General features: G+C 69.7%; 19 protein-coding genes and 1 pseudogene. 17 read left to right on the top strand and 3 right to left on the bottom strand.

Annotated features, from left to right (window positions below; translation table 11 throughout):
- The first annotated feature begins 126 nt into the window (after positions 1-126).
- From eno to truD, 5 genes and pseudogenes are all read left to right on the top strand, one after another.
- The gene (eno, locus tag M3M27_RS08865) at positions 127-1,419 is read left to right on the top strand and encodes a phosphopyruvate hydratase (RefSeq protein ID WP_140718620.1); all 1,293 of its coding nucleotides are present in this window, start codon (positions 127-129) and stop codon (positions 1,417-1,419) included.
- Between the two features lie 3 nt (positions 1,420-1,422).
- A complete protein-coding gene (gene ftsB / locus M3M27_RS08870) occupies positions 1,423-1,773 on the top strand; it encodes a cell division protein FtsB (RefSeq protein ID WP_434027818.1) in 351 nt (116 codons plus the stop codon).
- A pseudogene (ispD, locus tag M3M27_RS08875) lies at positions 1,770-2,462 on the top strand (2-C-methyl-D-erythritol 4-phosphate cytidylyltransferase); the annotation flags it as partial. The gene ftsB and the pseudogene ispD, both read left to right, overlap by 4 nt.
- A gap of 37 nt (positions 2,463-2,499) precedes the next feature.
- Positions 2,500-2,988, top strand: coding sequence for a 2-C-methyl-D-erythritol 2,4-cyclodiphosphate synthase (ispF, locus tag M3M27_RS08880; RefSeq protein WP_434027819.1), 489 nt, complete (start codon positions 2,500-2,502; stop codon positions 2,986-2,988).
- Positions 2,989-3,084: 96 nt separating this feature from the next.
- Positions 3,085-4,119: a tRNA pseudouridine(13) synthase TruD gene (truD, locus tag M3M27_RS08885; RefSeq protein ID WP_434027820.1), complete on the top strand. Its 1,035-nt coding sequence runs from the start codon at positions 3,085-3,087 to the stop codon at positions 4,117-4,119.
- 4 nt (positions 4,120-4,123) lie between these two features.
- Here truD and M3M27_RS08890 read toward each other — a convergent pair whose 3' ends face one another.
- Positions 4,124-4,660: a Smr/MutS family protein gene (locus tag M3M27_RS08890; protein WP_434027821.1), complete on the bottom strand. Its 537-nt coding sequence runs from the start codon at positions 4,658-4,660 to the stop codon at positions 4,124-4,126.
- Positions 4,661-4,752: 92 nt separating this feature from the next.
- Between M3M27_RS08890 and surE the strand changes: the two genes are divergently transcribed.
- The 4 genes from surE to M3M27_RS08910 are packed head-to-tail and all read left to right on the top strand — an operon-like array spanning position 4,753 to position 7,608.
- A complete protein-coding gene (gene surE, locus M3M27_RS08895; protein ID WP_434027822.1) occupies positions 4,753-5,532 on the top strand; it encodes a 5'/3'-nucleotidase SurE in 780 nt (259 codons plus the stop codon).
- The gene (locus M3M27_RS08900) at positions 5,529-6,206 is read left to right on the top strand and encodes a protein-L-isoaspartate(D-aspartate) O-methyltransferase (protein ID WP_140718613.1); all 678 of its coding nucleotides are present in this window, start codon (positions 5,529-5,531) and stop codon (positions 6,204-6,206) included. The genes surE and M3M27_RS08900 overlap by 4 nt, the downstream gene beginning before the upstream one ends.
- Positions 6,207-6,223: 17 nt before the next feature.
- Positions 6,224-6,838: a YqaA family protein gene (locus tag M3M27_RS08905; RefSeq protein ID WP_140718612.1), complete on the top strand. Its 615-nt coding sequence runs from the start codon at positions 6,224-6,226 to the stop codon at positions 6,836-6,838.
- Between the two features lie 14 nt (positions 6,839-6,852).
- Complete coding sequence (locus tag M3M27_RS08910; protein WP_434027988.1) at positions 6,853-7,608, top strand: peptidoglycan DD-metalloendopeptidase family protein; 756 nt, start codon at positions 6,853-6,855, stop codon at positions 7,606-7,608.
- 656 nt (positions 7,609-8,264) lie between these two features.
- Here the strand turns inward: M3M27_RS08910 and M3M27_RS08915 are convergent.
- A complete protein-coding gene (locus M3M27_RS08915) occupies positions 8,265-8,639 on the bottom strand; it encodes an Mth938-like domain-containing protein (protein ID WP_434027823.1) in 375 nt (124 codons plus the stop codon).
- A gap of 8 nt (positions 8,640-8,647) precedes the next feature.
- Positions 8,648-8,953 carry a ribosome assembly RNA-binding protein YhbY gene (gene yhbY / locus M3M27_RS08920; protein WP_140718610.1) on the bottom strand — a complete coding sequence of 102 codons (306 nt, stop codon included), beginning with the start codon at positions 8,951-8,953 and terminating at the stop codon, positions 8,648-8,650.
- 64 nt (positions 8,954-9,017) lie between these two features.
- Here yhbY and rlmE point away from each other — a divergent pair, with 64 nt between their 5' ends.
- From rlmE to M3M27_RS08960, 8 genes are all read left to right on the top strand, one after another.
- Positions 9,018-9,647: a 23S rRNA (uridine(2552)-2'-O)-methyltransferase RlmE gene (gene rlmE / locus M3M27_RS08925; RefSeq protein WP_140718609.1), complete on the top strand. Its 630-nt coding sequence runs from the start codon at positions 9,018-9,020 to the stop codon at positions 9,645-9,647.
- Between the two features lie 55 nt (positions 9,648-9,702).
- A complete protein-coding gene (ftsH, locus tag M3M27_RS08930; protein ID WP_177497466.1) occupies positions 9,703-11,634 on the top strand; it encodes an ATP-dependent zinc metalloprotease FtsH in 1,932 nt (643 codons plus the stop codon).
- 120 nt (positions 11,635-11,754) lie between these two features.
- Positions 11,755-11,934 carry a hypothetical protein gene (locus M3M27_RS08935; protein WP_140718607.1) on the top strand — a complete coding sequence of 60 codons (180 nt, stop codon included), beginning with the start codon at positions 11,755-11,757 and terminating at the stop codon, positions 11,932-11,934.
- Positions 11,934-12,830, top strand: coding sequence for a dihydropteroate synthase (folP, locus tag M3M27_RS08940; protein ID WP_434027824.1), 897 nt, complete (start codon positions 11,934-11,936; stop codon positions 12,828-12,830). Before M3M27_RS08935 ends, folP begins: the two co-directional genes overlap by 1 nt.
- Before the next feature lie 55 nt (positions 12,831-12,885).
- Positions 12,886-13,890 carry a tRNA (adenosine(37)-N6)-dimethylallyltransferase MiaA gene (miaA, locus tag M3M27_RS08945; protein ID WP_434027825.1) on the top strand — a complete coding sequence of 335 codons (1,005 nt, stop codon included), beginning with the start codon at positions 12,886-12,888 and terminating at the stop codon, positions 13,888-13,890.
- Positions 13,891-13,977: 87 nt separating this feature from the next.
- Complete coding sequence (gene hfq, locus M3M27_RS08950) at positions 13,978-14,256, top strand: RNA chaperone Hfq (protein ID WP_140718604.1); 279 nt, start codon at positions 13,978-13,980, stop codon at positions 14,254-14,256.
- 14 nt (positions 14,257-14,270) lie between these two features.
- The gene (gene hflX, locus M3M27_RS08955; protein ID WP_140718603.1) at positions 14,271-15,584 is read left to right on the top strand and encodes a ribosome rescue GTPase HflX; all 1,314 of its coding nucleotides are present in this window, start codon (positions 14,271-14,273) and stop codon (positions 15,582-15,584) included.
- 129 nt (positions 15,585-15,713) lie between these two features.
- The gene (locus M3M27_RS08960; protein WP_434027826.1) at positions 15,714-17,021 is read left to right on the top strand and encodes an MFS family transporter; all 1,308 of its coding nucleotides are present in this window, start codon (positions 15,714-15,716) and stop codon (positions 17,019-17,021) included.
- The last annotated feature ends 88 nt before the right edge of the window (positions 17,022-17,109 follow it).

Here is a 17,109-nt window from a genome sequence, read left to right on the forward strand (position 1 = left end):
CTTTGTCCATTCCCATGCCCGGCGGAAATGGCCGGCCGGCGGACGCGCATTTGGCAATGGCGCGCACCGCGGCGATAATCGCGGGCGTTTCGGCGTTCCCCCCTTTTCTGGCAACCGATCGGACCTATGACCAACATCGCCAAGATCCACGCCCGCGAGATCCTCGACAGCCGCGGCAATCCCACCCTGGAAGCGGAAGTCACGCTGGAAGATGGTTCGTTCGGCCGCGCCGCGGTGCCGTCCGGCGCCTCGACCGGTACCAAGGAGGCCGTCGAGCTGCGCGACGGCGACAAGACCCGTTACCTGGGCAAGGGCGTGCGCAAGGCGGTCGAGAACGTCAACGGCGCGATCGCCTCGGCGCTGAAGGGCTTCGACGCCGCCGACCAGCAGGGGCTGGACCGCCGCCTGATCGACCTGGACGGCACCGAGAACAAGGGGCGCCTGGGCGCCAATGCGCTGCTCGGCGTCTCGCTTGCCGCCGCGCACGCGATGGCCGCGTCGAAGAAGCAGCCGCTGTGGCAGTACCTGTCGACGATCACCGAGTCCGACGTGTCGCTGCCGGTGCCGATGATGAACATCATCAACGGCGGCGCGCACGCCGACAACAACGTCGACTTCCAGGAGTTCATGGTGCTGCCGGTCGGCTTCGCCTCGTTCTCCGAGGCGCTGCGCGCCGGCACCGAGATCTTCCACTCGCTGAAGTCGGTGCTGAAGGGCCACGGCCTGAGCACGGCGGTCGGCGACGAGGGCGGCTTCGCGCCCGACTTCCGCAGCAACGTCGAGGCGCTGGACACGATCCTGGAAGCGATCGGCAAGGCCGGCTACACCGCCGGCGAGGACGTGCTGCTGGGCCTGGACGTGGCCTCCAGCGAGTTCTACGAGAACGGCAAGTACAACCTGGTCGGCGAGAACAAGCGCCTGACCAGCGAGCAGTTCGTCGACTTCCTGGCCGACTGGGTCGCCCAGTACCCGATCATCAGCATCGAGGACGGCCTGGCCGAGAACGACTGGGCCGGCTGGAAGCTGCTGACCGACCGCATCGGCGGCAAGGTGCAGCTGGTCGGCGACGACCTGTTCGTGACCAACCCGAAGATCTTCAAGGAAGGCATCGAGTCGGGCACCGCCAACGCGATCCTGATCAAGGTCAACCAGATCGGCACGCTGACCGAGACGCTGGAAGCGATCGCGATGGCGCACAACGCCAAGTACGCGGCGATCGTCTCGCACCGTTCCGGCGAGACCGAGGACACCACCATCGCCGACATCGCGGTGGCGACCACGGCGACCCAGATCAAGACCGGCTCGCTGTGCCGCAGCGACCGCGTCGCCAAGTACAACCAGCTGCTGCGCATCGAGGAAGCGCTGGGCGGCCAGGCGCGCTACGCCGGCCGCGGCGCGTTCGTCTCGCTCAAGCGCTGAGCCGTGCGCAACTGGCGCTGGCTGCTGCTGGTGCTGGCGGTACTGCTGGCCTGGCTGCAGTACCGCTTCTGGTTCGGCACGGGCAACTCCGGCGAAGTGATGATGCTGGAGGCCCAGGTCGCCCACCAGAAGCGCGACAACGAGGGCCTGCGCCAGCGCAATGCGGCGCTGGCCGCCGAGGTGAAGGACCTCAAGGAAGGCGAGGCCGCGATCGAGGAGCGCGCGCGCAGCGAGCTGGGCATGATCAAGCCGGGCGAGAAGTTCTATCGCGTGGTCGAGAACGCGCCGGTCGCCGCGCCGGTCCAGCCCCATCCGGCGAACGACGCCGACCACGCGCAGGGCGAACAGCCATGAGGACGTCGGTGTGGGCCGTGGTTCCGGCCGCCGGTCGCGGCACGCGCTTCGGCGGCCCGGTGCCCAAGCAATACCTGATGGCGGCCGGCAAGCCGCTGATCGCGCATGCGCTCGAGGCGCTGGCGGCGCACCCGGCGGTGGCCGGGCTGATGGTGGCGATTTCCGACGGCGACGCCGACTGGCCGGGCTGGACCGAGGTCGCCGGAAAGCCGGTGCTGACCTGCCTCGGCGGCGCCAACCGCGCCGATTCGGTGCTGGCGGGATTGTTGGCGTTGCCGGACAGTGTGCGCGCCGACGATTTCGTGCTCGTGCACGATGCCGCGCGGCCCAATCTCGCGATCGAGGACCTGGACCGGCTGCTCGAAACCGGTCGTGGCGATCCGGTCGGGGCGATCCTGGCGGCGCCGGTGCGCGATACCCTCAAGCGTTCCGGCGACGACGGCGGCATCGATGCCACCGAACCGCGCGAGCGCCTGTGGCGGGCGTTCACGCCGCAGCTGTTCCGCCGCCACCAGTTGGTGCGGGCCTTGCAGGACGCCGCCGCGTCGGGCATCCAGGTCACCGACGAGGCGATGGCCATGGAGCGGCTTGGATTGCGCCCGCTGCTGGTCGAGGGCGCCGAAGGCAACTTCAAGGTGACCACGCCGGCCGACCTGGCCCGTTTCGAATTCGAACTTTCCCGGCGCGGCGGCTGATCCCGTCGCCGCTTTTCCGACAGGGAGCATCATGAGCGCGTTGAATTTCCGCATCGGCCAGGGCTACGACGTGCACGCCTTCGGCGAGGGCGACCACGTCATGCTCGGCGGCGTGCGCGTTCCGCACGGCCAGGGCGTGCTCGCCCACAGCGACGGCGACGTCGTGCTGCATGCGCTGTGCGATGCGATGCTGGGCGCGCTGGCGCTGGGCGACATCGGGCAGCACTTCCCGCCTTCCGACGATCGCTGGAAGGGGGAGGACAGCATCGCGTTCGTCCACCACTGCGAACGGTTGGCGCGGGAGCGCGGCTGGAAGGTCGGCAACGCGGACGTGACGGTGGTCTGCGAACGGCCGAAGGTCGGGCCGCATGCCGCGGCCATGCGCGAGCGGATCGCCGGGGCGCTCGGCATCGACCTCGACTGCGTCAGCGTCAAGGCCACCACCAGCGAAAAGCTGGGGTTCACCGGGCGCGGCGAGGGCATCGCCGCGCAGGCGGTGGTGCTGCTGGTGCGCGCGTGAATTTTCCCTTCTCCCCCAAGGAGAAGGCGGCGCGAAGCGCCGGATGAGGGTACGACCGAAGCCGGGTACCCGAGCACCGACCGGAAACCAAGGGCCATGACCGACACTTCCATTCTTCCGCGCGCCCACGGCCCGGCCGTGCTGAGCGCCGCGATGCGCAGCCGGCCCGAGGATTTCAGGGTCGACGAGATCGATGCGTTCGAGCCGCACGGCGAGGGCGAGCACCTGCTGCTGACCTTGGAGAAGCGCGTGCTCAACACCGCCGAGGTCGCGCGCCGCCTGGCCAAGTGGGCGGGGATCGGCGAGGTCGGGATCGGCTATGCCGGCCTGAAGGATCGCCATGCGGTCACCACCCAGCGCTTCAGCGTGCACCTGCCGAAGCGGGTCGCGCCCGATCTCGACGCGCTGCAGGACGAAGACCTGAAGGTCCGCCACCATGCCTGGCACAACCGCAAGCTCCCGCGCGGCGCGCTTGCCGGCAATCGCTTCACGCTGGTCCTGCGGCAGGTGCAGGGCGAGCCCGCGCCGATCGATGCCAGGCTCGCGCGGATCGCCTCGCGGGGCATTCCCAACTGGTTCGGCGAGCAGCGGTTCGGGCGCGGCGGCGGCAACGTGGCGCAGGCGCTGGCGATGTTCCAGGGGCGCAAGGTCAAGCGCGAGCAGCGTTCCATCCTGCTGTCGGCCGCGCGCTCGGAGCTGTTCAACCGGGTACTGGCGCGTCGGGTCGAACGGGCCGATTGGGACACCGGCCTGGAGGGCGAGGTGTGGATGCTGGCCGGCAGCCGCAGCGTGTTCGGCCCCGAACCGTGGAGCGAGGCGCTGGCGCAGCGCCTGGCCGCGTTCGACATCCACCCGACCGGCCCGCTGTGGGGCGAGGGGCCGTTGCGCACGGCGGCGGCCTGCGCCGAGGCCGAACTGGCGGCGCTCGGCGATGAGGTCGCGCTGCGGCTGCGACAAGGCCTCGAACAGGCCGGCCTGAAGCAGGAGCGGCGCTCCCTGCGCCTGCCGGTATCCGACCTGGCATGGACCTGGCAGGATGCCGGGACGCTGGAGCTGGCGTTCTCGCTGCCGCCCGGCAGCTACGCCACCGCGCTGCTGCACGAACTGGGCGACGTAGCCGACCGGCCGTGACGCCCTAGGGCGCCAGCAGCACCAGTACCGCACCGGTGCCGCCCTGGGCGGGCGGCGCGGAGTGGAAGGCGAGCACGTCGTTGCGCTGGCGCAGCATCCGGTCGACCAGGTTCTTGAGCACCGGCGCGCCGCCGTCGGACTGCAGGCCCTTGCCATGGATGATCCGCACGCAGCCGTACTCGTGCGCATGCGCCTCGGCCAGGAACTGCCGCAGCATCGATTCCGCCTGCGCGGCGGTGGCGCCGTGCAGGTCCAGCTCGTCCTGCACCGAGAACTGGCCGCGCTTGAGCCGCTGGAACACGCGCGGCGGCACGTGGTCGCGTCGATAGCTGGCGGTGTCGCCGGCTTCCAGGGGCGTGGCGTCGCGAAGCATCCTGGCGAACTCGCCGAGCGCCTCGGCCTCGTCGCGTTCGGCCATGCGCGCGCGCGCGCGGGGCTTGGGCCTGTCGCCGGCGGCCGCGGCCGCGGCGCGGATCGGCTTCACTTTGCCGACGGCGGCGCGGAACAGCGCGGCGTCGTCTTCGTCTTCGGGATGCGACATGCGCACAGGGTAGCGCTGCCCATGCGGCGTGCAACCGTACCGGTTCGCGCGGACCGCATCCGGTATCATGGGGCGGTTTTCCGAGGAGTCCCATGCGAGTACTCGTAAGCAACGACGACGGCGTCGACGCCCCCGGCATCAACATCCTCGCCGAGGAGCTGCGCGGTGCCGGCCATGAGGTGACCGTGGTCGCTCCCGATCGCGACCGTTCCGGTGCCAGCAATTCGCTCACCCTGGACCTGCCGATCCGTACCAAGCGGATCGACCACTACACCTGCAGCGTCGCCGGCACCCCGACCGACTGCGTGCACCTGGCGCTGACCGGCATGCTGGAGTACGAGCCGGACATCGTGGTGTCGGGCATCAACAATTCCGCCAACCTCGGCGACGACGTGATCTATTCCGGCACCGTGTCGGCCGCGATGGAAGGGCGCTTCCTCGGGCTGCCCGCCGTCGCCGTGTCGCTGGTCACCCGCAACCACGAGGCGCACCACTACCGCACCGCGGCGCGCGCCGCGGTGGAGATCGTCAAGCGGCTCAAGGCCGACCCGCTTCCGGCCGACACCATCCTCAACGTCAACGTGCCGGACCTGCCGTGGCACGAGGTGCGCGGCTTCGAGGTGACCCGGCTCGGCAACCGGCACCGCTCCGAGCCGTGCATCCCGCAGAGCGATCCGCGCGGGCGCACCGTCTACTGGATCGGCCCGGCCGGACCCGAGCAGGACGCCGGGCCGGGCACCGACTTCCATGCGGTGCGCACGGGCCACATCTCGATCACTCCGATCCAGGTCGACCTCACCCGCTACCAGGCGCTGGAGAAGGTAGCGAGCTGGGTCGGCGGCCTGACGGCAGCCCTGGACGAGCCGGCATGACCCCGCGGTTGCGCCTGCAGCCGGCCGCGGTCGGCATCGGCATGACCTCGCAGCGCGTGCGCGACCGCCTGGTCGAGCGCCTGCGCGAGGCCGGCATCCGCGACGAGAGCGTGCTCAACGCCGTGCGGATCGTGCCGCGCCACCTGTTCATCGACGAGGCGCTGGCCTCGCGTGCGTACGAGGACACCGCGCTGCCGATCGGCCATGGCCAGACCATCTCGCAGCCCTGGGTGGTGGCCCGCATGACCGAGGCGGTGCTGGAGGTGGCGCCCAAGAAGGTGCTGGAAGTCGGCACGGGTTCGGGCTACCAGGGCGCGATCCTGGCGGCGCTGGGCCTGGAGGTCTACACGGTCGAGCGGATCGGCGACCTGTTGCGCCAGGCGCGCAAGCGGTTCCGGCACCTCGGCATGAACGTGCGCAGCAAGCATGACGACGGCCGCATCGGCTGGCCGGAGCACGGTCCCTACGATGCGATCGTGGTCACCGCGGCGGCGCCCGCGCTGGTGGACGCGCTGGTCGAGCAGCTCGCCCCGGGAGGGCGCCTGGTGGCGCCGGTCGGCGGTGCCGGCACCCAGTCGCTGGTCCAGCTCAGTCGCGGCCAGGACGGTAGTATCGAGCAGCAGGTTCTGGCGCCGGTCACGTTCGTGCCGTTGCTGTCGGGCATGCTGGACTGAATCCACGAGAATCCTTGATGAAGATATTCGGGCCGCTGTACGACCTGGCCATACGCTGGTCTCGCCATCGCCGTGCGCCGACCCTGCTGGGCGGGCTGAGCTTTCTGGAAGGCTTCATTTTCCCGGTTCCCCCCGAGGTGATGCTGGCGCCGATGTCGCTGGCGCAGCCGCGGCGCGCGCTCTGGTTCGCCACGGTGAGCCTGGCCGGTTCCCTGGGTGGAGCCGTGGTCGGCTACCTGCTCGGGCATTTCGCCTTTGCCGCGCTGCAGCCGCTGATCGAATGGCTGGGATGGAGCGCCAAGATCGACGAGCAGGTGGCGCACCTGCGCGCAGTGGTCGCCGAATCGCCCTGGCGGGCGTTTTGGCTGCTGGTGCTGGTGGGCTTCACCCCGATCCCGCTGAAGATCTTCACCTGGGCCTCCGGCGTGGTCGGCGTGCCGATGCTGCCGTTCCTGGCGAGCATGTTCGTCGGGCGCGGCAAGCGGGTATATCTGGTGGCCGGCGCGATCCGGCTGGGCGGCGCGCGCGCGGAGGCGGCGCTGCATCGTTGGATCGAGCCGCTGGGATGGATCGCAAGCGTGGTCCTGCTGGGCCTGGCGGGCTGGTTGGTATGGAGGGCTAAGTTCGGATGAAACAGAAGCTGGGCATGGATATCGGTCGGCACGGGGCATCGCTCCTGCTGGTGGGCGCGCTGGCGGCCTGCAGCAGCGCCACGGTGGTGCGTTCGCCTTCGGCGGGGAGCGCGGCCGCGTCGAGCGCGCCGAGGACCTCCGTCGCCAAGCCGGGGGCCGTCGTGACGGTGCAGCGCGGCGACACGCTGTACGCCATCTCGCGCCGCACCGGCATCACGCCGCAGGACCTCAGCGCCTGGAACAACCTGTCCTCGCCTGACACGATCTATCCTGGGCAGACGCTGCGGCTGTATCCGCCGGGCGCCGGCACCGCCGCGCCCAAGCCTTCGACGGCATCGTCCTCCACGGGCGCGGCCACGCAACGCCCGGCGGCGCCGGTGGCCGCTCCGCCCAGCAGCGGTTTCAGCTGGCGCTGGCCGGCCGACGGCGTCGTGGTGGGCAGTTTCGTCCAGGGCGAAACCACCAAGCAGGGCGTGGACATCGCCGGCGCGAGCGGGCAGGCGGTGCGGGCGGCCGCCGATGGCGTGGTGGTCTATTCCGGCAACGGCCTGGTCGGCTATGGCGAGCTGATCATCATCAAGCACAACGAGCAGTGGCTGTCGGCCTATGGCCACAACCGCAAGCGCCTGGTCAACGAGGGCCAGAGCGTCAAGGCCGGGCAACAGATCGCCGAAATGGGCCGCAGCGGCGCCTCGCGCGACATGCTGCACTTCGAGATCCGCTACAACGGCAAGCCGGTCGATCCCTTGCTGTATCTGCCGAAGAAGTAGCCGGGACCGGGGACCGGGACAGCGACGGGCCTGCTCCGGGTCGATTGCCGTGGTGGGAAGGGCTTCGATGAAGCCGGGGCTCGGGGCCGGGGATCCGGACCCGGGCCAGCGGCAAGCCCGCCCCGGATCGAGTGTCGCTGTGGGAGGGACTTCAGTCCCGACGGGCTTTACTGGCCTGCTGTCGGGACTGAAGTCCCTCCCACAGAAAGCCCGAAAGACTGCAAAAAAAGCATCAGGTTGCGTCAGTCAGGCCCGGGCAAGACGCGTCCCCGAGTCACTCCCCGCGCCCGAGCCGCCGCTCAGCCGGGCAGGATCATCGCCAGCGCCACCTTAGATCTGCCGAAGAAGTAGCTCAAGCCGGGGTCCGGGTTCCGGGACAGCGACGGGCCTGCTCCGGGTCGAGTGCCGTGGTGGGAAGGGCTTCGATGAAGCCGGGACTCGGGACCGGGGATCCGGACCCGGGCCAGCGGCAAGCTCGCCCCGGATCGAGTGTCGTTGTGGGAGGGACTTCAGTCCCGACGGGCTCTACTGGCCTGCTGTCGGGACTGAAGTCCCTCCCACAGAAAGCCCGAAAGACTGCAAAAAAAGCATCAGGTCGCGTCAGTCAGGCCCGGCAGGGCGCGTCCCCGAGCCGCTCCTCGCGCCCGAACCGCCGCTCAGCCGGGCAGGATCATCGCCAGCGCCACCTTGCGGCCCTCGCTGGCGAGCACGTTGTAGGTGCGGGCGGCGGCGGCGTTGGTCATCGCTTCGATGCCGATGCCGCGGGTCAGGCAAGCCGCCATCACTTCCGGCGGCGGGAAGCCCTGGCTTTCACCCGTGCCCAGCAACACCAGCGCGGGCGCCAGCTCCAGCACCGGTTGCATGTGCGCGGCGGTGAGCTGGTCGAGCGCGGCCACCGGCCAGGCCTCGACCAGTTTCTCGGGGGTCAGCAGGAAGCTCCGCCGCAGGACCTGCTCGTTGACCTTGGCCTGGGTGCCATCGGCCGAGCGCAGCGCGTAGGTGTAGTCGGGATGTTCCTGGTTCAGTTGCATGGAACCACTCAGGCGCGCGGCAGGACGATCTGGCGCTTTTCCTTGCTGGGCCGGTAGAGGATCGCGGTATGCCCGATCCGCTGGACCAGCGCGCTGCCGGTCTGCCCGACGATGTCGGCGATCATGGCATCGCGTACCTCGCGATCGTCCGCGCCAACCTTCACCTTCACCAGCTCGTGCCGCTCCAGCACCTCGTCCAGCTCCGCCAGGAACGCGGGCGTGACCCCCTTGCCTCCGGTCTGGAGCAGCGCCTTGAGGTCGTGGGCCTGGCCGCGCAGGAAACGGGTCTGGGCGGGGGTGAGAGCGATGGACATGCAGGAGAAAGGGAAGCCAAGGGGGTTCAGGGTATCATGACGCCCCCTCAGGTCCCCCAGCCCGATGTCCCGCAGCAAGAGCAGCCAGCGTTGGCTCAAGGAACATTTCTCCGACCCCTTCGTGAAGAAGGCCCAGGCCGAAGGCATGCGTTCGCGCGCGGCCTACAAGCTGGAGGAGCTGCTGGAGCGGGATCGCCTGTTGAAGCCGGACATGGTGGTCGTCGACCTCGGTGCGGCGCCGGGCGGGTGGTCGCAACAGGTCCGCAAGCAGATGGGCGATCGCGGCCGGGTGCTGGCGCTGGACATCCTGGACATGCCGCCGCTGGCCGGCGTGGAGTTCCTGCACGGCGACTTCAGGGAGGAGGCGGTCCTGGCCCGTTTCGAGGAAATGCTCGGCGGCGAGCCGGTGGACCTTGTGCTGTCGGACATGGCCCCCAATAAGAGCGGTATGGATGCGGTCGACCAGCCGCGGATGATGCACTTGGCTGAATTGGCGATGGATTTCGCCGACAACCACCTGAAGCCGGGCGGGGCGTTCCTGATCAAGCTGTTCCAGGGCGTCGGGTTCGACGACTACGTCCGCGAGCTGCGCCGGCGCTACGACAAGGTGTCCATCCGCAAGCCCCAGGCGTCGCGCAAGCGTTCACCCGAGGTTTATGCCCTTGGCCAGGGCAAGCGTGCCCAGATCAAGTAAGCTGCCCCAAGAACCAATAGAGTAACGAGCGAGAGGGACACCGGAGCCAATGAGGATGAACGACTTGACCAAGAATCTGCTGCTATGGGTGGTCGTCGCCGTCGTGCTGATGGTGGTGTTCCAGAGCTTCTCGCCGCGGATGGCGGCCGGGGCCGGCAGCGACTCGATCAGCTATACCCAGTTCCTGGAGGACGTGGACAGCGGCCGGATCAAGTCGGTGGACTTCACCGACGAGAGCGGCTTCGCGGTCAACGCCATCCGTTTCAAGCGCAGCGACGGCAGCGAAGGGATCGTCTACGGCCCCCGCGACGACAAGCTGGTCGACGTGCTGTACGCCAAGAAGGTCGAGATGACCCGCGCCAAGCCGGCCAGCGGCCCGAGCTTCTGGTCGATCGTGCTGAACTTCCTGCCGGTCATCCTGATCATCGGCTTCTGGCTGTTCATCATGCGCCAGATGCAGGGCGGCGGCGGCGGCGCCAAGGGCGCTATGTCGTTCGGCAAGTCGCGCGCCAAGCTGCAGGGCGAGGACCAGATCAAGGTCACCTTCGCCGACGTGGCCGGCTGCGACGAGGCCAAGGAGGAGGTGGGCGAACTGGTCGACTTCCTGCGCGACCCCACCAAGTTCACCAAGCTGGGCGGCAAGATCCCGCGCGGCGTGCTGATGGTCGGCCCGCCCGGTACCGGCAAGACCCTGCTGGCCAAGGCGATCGCCGGCGAGGCCAAGGTGCCGTTCTTCTCGATCTCCGGCTCGGACTTCGTGGAGATGTTCGTCGGCGTCGGCGCCAGCCGCGTGCGCGACATGTTCGAGCAGGCCAAGAAGCATGCCCCGTGCATCATCTTCATCGACGAGATCGATGCGGTCGGCCGCCACCGCGGCGCCGGCCTGGGCGGCGGCCACGACGAGCGTGAGCAGACCCTGAACCAGTTGCTGGTCGAGATGGACGGCTTCGAGGGCGGCGAGGGCGTGATCGTGATCGCCGCGACCAACCGTCCGGACGTGCTGGACCCGGCGCTGCTGCGCCCGGGCCGCTTCGACCGCCAGGTGGTGGTCGGCCTGCCGGACGTGAAGGGCCGCGAGCAGATCCTGCGCGTGCACATGCGCAAGCTGCCGCTGGCCGACGACGTCGAGCCGCTGGTGATCGCGCGCGGTACCCCGGGCTTCTCCGGCGCGGACCTGGCCAACCTCTGCAACGAGGCGGCGCTGTTCGCCGCGCGCGGCAACGAGAAGGAGGTCCGCATGGACCACTTCGACCGTGCCCGCGACAAGATCCTGATGGGCGCGGAGCGGCGCTCGATGGCAATGAGCGAGGAGGAGAAGACCCTCACCGCCTACCACGAGGCCGGCCACGCCATCGTCGGCCGCCTGGTGCCCGAGCACGACCCGGTCTACAAGGTCACGATCATCCCGCGCGGCCGCGCGCTGGGCGTGACGATGTACCTGCCGGAAGGCGACAAGTACTCGATGAACCGCGTGGCGATCGAATCGCAGCTGTGCTCGCTGTACGGCGGCCGCGTGGCCGAGGAACTGATCTTCGGCGAGGACAAGGTCACCACGGGCGCCTCCAACGACATCGAGCGCGCGACCAAGATGGCGCGCAACATGGTCACCAAGTGGGGCCTGTCCGACGAACTGGGCCCGGTCGCCTACGGCGAACAGGAGGACGAGGTGTTCCTGGGCCGCTCGGTGACCCAGCACAAGAACGTCTCCGACGAGACCGCGCGCAAGATCGACGAGGTGGTGCGTTCGATCCTGGACAAGGCCTACGCCCGCACCAAGCAGATCCTGACCGAGAACCTGGACAAGCTGCATTCGATGTCCCAGCTGCTGCTGCAGTACGAGACCATCGATGCGCCGCAGATCGACGCGATCATGGAAGGCCGCGAGCCGCCGCCGCCGGCGGGCTGGGGCAAGTCCGGCAAGGACGGCAACGACAAGGGATCGCCGCGGCCGCTGCCGCCGATCGCGGGGCCGGCCGAGCAGACCTGATCCGGCCGGTCGCCATGAACGGGAGGGCGCGCAGGCAGCTGCGCGCCCTTCGCTTTTGAGGGCATTGGGCATTCGCGCGCAGGTCGGCGAAAATGCCGGTCCATGCATCGCGAGGTCGCCATGTCGCCGCCATCCACGGAAACCCCGTCGTACACGCTGGAAATCGTCATCGCCACCTGCGTGGGCGCGACGCTGGGGCTGTTGACCGACAACATCCCGCTCGGCACCGGCGTGGGCATCGCGCTGGGCTGCCTGTTGAGCGTGATCAAGGTCGTCCGTACGCAGAAGAAGGACAAGTGATGTTCGATACCCGGCCGACGCTGGATTGCGGCGGGCGCCCGCTCGCGCTGGACCGCCCGCAGGTGATGGGCATCGTCAACGTGACGCCGGATTCGTTTTCCGACGGCGGGCGCCACGACACCCTGGACGCCGCCATCGCGCACGGGTTGCGGCTGGTGGAGGAGGGCGCGGCGATCCTGGACATCGGCGGCGAATCGACCCGGCCCGGCGCCGAGCCGGTCGGGGTGGAGGAAGAACTGCGCCGGGTGGTCCCGGTGATCGAGTCGCTGGCTGCGCGGGTCGAAGTGCCGATCAGCGTGGACACCTTCAAGCCGGAGGTGATGCGCGCGGCGGTCGCCGCCGGCGCGGGCATGATCAACGACATCCGCGCGCTGAGGGAGCCGGGCGCCCTCGACGCGGCGGCGCAGCTGGGCGTGCCGGTGGTGCTGATGCACATGCAGGGCGAGCCGCGCTCGATGCAGCAGGCGCCCCACTACGACGACGTGGTCGCCGAGGTGCACCGTTTCCTGGCCGAGCGGATCTTCGCCGCGGAGATGGCGGGAATCGACAAGCGCCGGCTCGTGCTCGACCCGGGCTTCGGTTTCGGCAAGACCACCGCGCACAACCTGCAGTTGCTGGGCGAGCTGGAGCGTTTCGCCGGCTTCGGGCTGCCGATCCTGGCCGGGCTGTCGCGCAAGCGCAGCATCGGCGAACTGACCGGGCGCGAGGCGCCTGCCGAGCGCGTCCATGGCTCGGTGGCGGCGCACCTGATTGCGGTCCAGCGTGGCGCGGGCATCGTGCGCGTGCACGATGTCGCGGCCACCGTCGATGCGCTGAAGGTGTTGGCGGCGCTTCCGCCCAAGGCGGCAGCCACGGCATCTCCGGCCGCGGCGATCCGCTGGCCCGACGACGAATGAGCCTTCCCGCCTGCCGGCCGGCACGGCCCGGTGGGTAGGCCTTCGAATGGCGACCATGCACGACACCCGCCCCCTTGCCATCGCCTTGATGGGGCCGACCGCCAGCGGCAAGACCGCGGCGGCGCTGGCGCTCGCGCGGCGTTGGGGAGGCGAGATCGTCAGCGTGGATTCGGCCCTGGTGTACCGCGGGCTGGATATCGGTGCGGCCAAGCCGGACCGCGCGATGCTGGCCGCGGCGCCGCACCACCTGATCGATATCTGCGATCCGTGGCAGGCCTACTCGGCCGCGGACTTCGCCCGGGACGCGCGTGCGGCCATCGACGGGATCGTCGCGCGCGGGCGGTTGCCGATCCTGGCCGGCGGTACCGGCCTGTACTTCCGGTCGCTGCTGACCGGGCTTTCGCAGATGCCGCAGGCCGACCCGCAGGTGCGCGCCCGCCTGGCGGCGGAGGCCGACGCGCGCGGATGGCCAGCCCTGCATGCCGAGCTGGCCCGGGTCGATCCGGTCGCGGCGGCGCGCATCCACGCTACCGATCCGCAACGGATCCAGCGCGCCTTGGAGGTCTATCGCCTGACCGGGCGCCCGATCAGCGAGTGGCAGGCCATGCCGCCGCCGCCGCGCCTGCCGCTGCGGGTGCTCAAGCTGGTGCTCGCGCCGCGCGCGCGCGCCGTCCTGCACGCGCGCATCGAGCGCCGGTTCGACGCGATGCTGGCGGACGGATTCCTGGACGAGGTCCGCGCGCTGAGGGCCATGCCGGAGATGACGCGGGTCGCCAGGCCGCTCGACCTGCCGGCGGTGCGGGCGGTCGGCTACCGGCAGGCCTGGGAACACCTGGACGGGCGCTGGGGCGCGGCGGAATTCCGCGAGCGGGCGATCCACGCCACCCGGCAACTGGCCAAGCGCCAGCTGACCTGGCTGCGCGGGGAGCTGGACGCGCGCTGGTTCGACCCCGAGAGCGACGCCGGACGCGTGGATGAGGCCGTCGCCGCATTCCTTTCACATCGACCCGGGGACCATAACGGGCTCCAGGACACTGCCAGCGGGCCCAAGGCCGTGTAACATCCGGGGTCCGGAAACCGGCTGGGGAAAAGCAGGTGTCGACCGGGCCCAATAAGAACAATCAATAATTAAAAAAGGGAGTCTTCAATGTCCAAGGGACAGTCCTTGCAGGATCCTTTCCTCAATGCACTGCGCCGCGAGCGGGTTCCGGTGTCGGTGTACCTGGTCAATGGCATCAAGCTGCAAGGCACGATCGAGTCGTTCGACCAGTTCGTGGTCCTGCTGCGCAACACCGTCAGCCAGATGGTCTACAAGCATGCGATCTCGACGGTCGTGCCGGCGCGCAACGTGCGCGTGGGGCCGGGCGGCGGTTACGTGCAGTCCGCGGGCGACGCTTCCAGCCAGGATGACGGCGACGTTGACTGAGTTCGAGGTGATGCGTGTTTGACCGTTCGCGCAAGGGCGAGCACGCGCTGTTGATCCAGCCCCACGCGGGCGGGCCTGCCGAGGAGGACGTGCTGGAGGAGTTCGCCGACCTGGCGCGCTCCGCCGGCGCGAGCGTGGCCGCGACGCTGACCGCGCGCATCGACCGGCCGAGCCCGTCCACCCTCATCGGCAGCGGCAAGCTGGAAGAGGTCAAGGCCGCCGCCGACGCCACCGGCGCCGACCTGGTGCTGGTGAACCACCAGCTCACCCCGGTGCAGGAGCGCAACCTGGAGAAGTACCTGCAGCGGCGCGTGATCGACCGCACCGGGCTGATCCTGGACATCTTCGCCCAGCGTGCGCGCAGCCACGAGGGCAAGCTGCAGGTGGAACTGGCGCAGCTCCGCCACCTGGCGACGCGATTGGTGCGGGGCTGGACCCACCTGGAGCGCCAGCGCGGCGGCTCGATCGGGTTGCGCGGCCCCGGCGAGACCCAGCTCGAGACCGACCGCCGCCTGCTGCAGAAGCGGGTGGAGCAACTGCAGAAGCGGCTGGACAAGGTCGAGGTGCAGCGCACCCAGATGCGCCGCGCGCGCGTGCGCAGCGAGCTGCCGCGCGTGGCGCTGGTGGGCTATACCAATGCCGGCAAGTCGACCCTGTTCAACGCCTTGACCGGCGCGGAGGCCTACGCGGCGGACCAACTGTTCGCCACGCTGGACCCGACCGTGCGCCGCATCGCGCTGCCGGGCGGGCACGTGGTGCTCGCCGACACCGTCGGCTTCGTGCGCGACCTGCCGCACGAACTGGTGGCGGCATTCCGCTCGACCCTGTCGGAAGCGCGCGAGGCGGACCTGCTGCTGCACGTGGTCGATGCGGCCGATCCGTTGCGCGAGGACCGCATCCGCCAGGTCGACGAGGTGCTGCACGCGGTGGGCGCGGGCGAACTGCCGCAGTTGCTGGTGTTCAACAAGATCGACCGCATCGAGGGCGCCGAAGTGCGGCATGACGCGCAGGATGGCGTGCCGGACGAGGCGCGGCGCGAGCGGGTCTGGATTTCCGCGCGCGGCGGCGACGGCCTGGACCTGCTGCGCGAAGTGCTGGCGCGCCGGCTCAATCTCCAGCACGTGCAGGGCACGCTGCGCTTGCCGGCGTCGGCTGGCCGGCTGCGCTCGCGGCTGCACGCGCTGGACGTGGTGCGCGGCGAACGGGCCGACGAACACGGCTGGCTGATCGACGTGGACTTGCCGCTGGCCGAGGCCGAGCGGCTCGCCGCCGGGCGCGATGGCGAGCCGGTGCGGGCCTTGCTGCCGCAGCCGGCGCGGGAGTGGTAGCGCCCTGGGCATGCGCCCCGGGGCGGCAGGACCGGTAGGCGGGGGATCCGGGCGGCACGGCGTGCCGGGGCGTTCACTTCGCCTGGCGCATGATCGCCCGGAGTCCAGGGCCATCACGGAGTTCCTCCGATGTCCGAGCAGCCGGTCGCCGCGCTTCCGCACTACACCGCCGAGGAAAAACGCCATCGCGTGTTCGCGATCATGGCGGCGTCCTCGGGCAACCTGGTGGAGTGGTTCGACTTCTATGTCTATGCGTTCTGCGCGATCTACTTCGCCGCCGAGTTCTTCCCCAAGGGCGATACCACCGCGCAGTTGCTGAACACGGCCGGCGTGTTCGCGGCCGGGTTCCTGATGCGCCCGATCGGCGGATGGCTGTTCGGGCGCGTCGCCGACCGCTACGGGCGCAAGTCCTCGATGCTGATCTCGGTGTCGATGATGTGCGGCGGCTCGCTGATGATCGCGTGCCTGCCGACCCACGCCCAGATCGGCGCCCTGGCCCCGGCGCTGCTGTTGGTCGCGCGCCTGGTCCAGGGGCTGTCCGTCGGCGGCGAGTACGGCACCACGGCCACCTACATGAGCGAGGTGGCGTTGCGGGGCCAGCGCGGCTTCTTCTCCTCGTTCCAGTACGTGACCCTGATCGGCGGCCAGTTGCTGGCGGTACTGGTGATCGTGGCGATGGAGGCGCTGTTGTCCGAGCAGGAGATCCGCGCGTGGGGCTGGCGCGTGCCGTTCGTGATCGGCGCGATCGCGGCGGTGGTGTCGGTGCTGCTGCGGCGCACGCTCCGCGAGACCCAGCGCGAGGACGTGCGCAAGGGGAAGGACGCGGGATCGCTCGGCGCGCTGTTCCGGCGCCACAAGGCGGCGTTCTTCACCGTGCTGGGCTACACCGCCGGCGGCTCCCTGATCTTCTACACCTTCACCACGTACATGCAGAAGTTCCTGGTCAACACGGTGCACCTGCCGATCAAGACCGCCAGCTTCGTGATGACCGGGGCGCTGTTCCTGTACATGTGCATGCAGCCGGCGTTCGGCATGCTGTCCGACCGCATCGGCCGCCGCAACAACATGCTGATCTTCGGCGCGCTCGGCGCGCTGACCACGGTGCCGATCCTGACCGCCTTGCAGCATGTCGCCAACCCGGTCGCCGCCTTCGCGCTGATCGTGCTGGCGCTGGCGATCGTCAGCTTCTATACCTCGGTCGCCGGCATCGTGAAGGCCGAGATGTTTCCGCCGGAAGTGCGCGCGCTCGGCGTGGGGCTGGCCTACGCGGTGGGCAACGCGATCTTCGGCGGTTCGGCCGAGTACGTCGCGCTGGGCCTGAAGAAGCTGGGCCACGAGCCGGCGTTCTTCTGGTACGTCACCGCGATGATGGTGGTGACGTTCCTGGTCAGCCTGCGCCTGCCCAGGCAGGCGGCGTACCTCCACCACGACCATTGAGCATGAACGCCGGTGCGCCGCCGAAGGCGCACCGGCCGGCGGCGGCAGACATGGCTTGCGAATTCGGTTAAAAGACGGGCCTGGTCCA

It is taken from the genome of Xanthomonas boreopolis (genome assembly GCF_046529185.1).
Taxonomy (GTDB): Bacteria; Pseudomonadota; Gammaproteobacteria; order Xanthomonadales; family Xanthomonadaceae; genus Pseudomonas_S; species Pseudomonas_S boreopolis.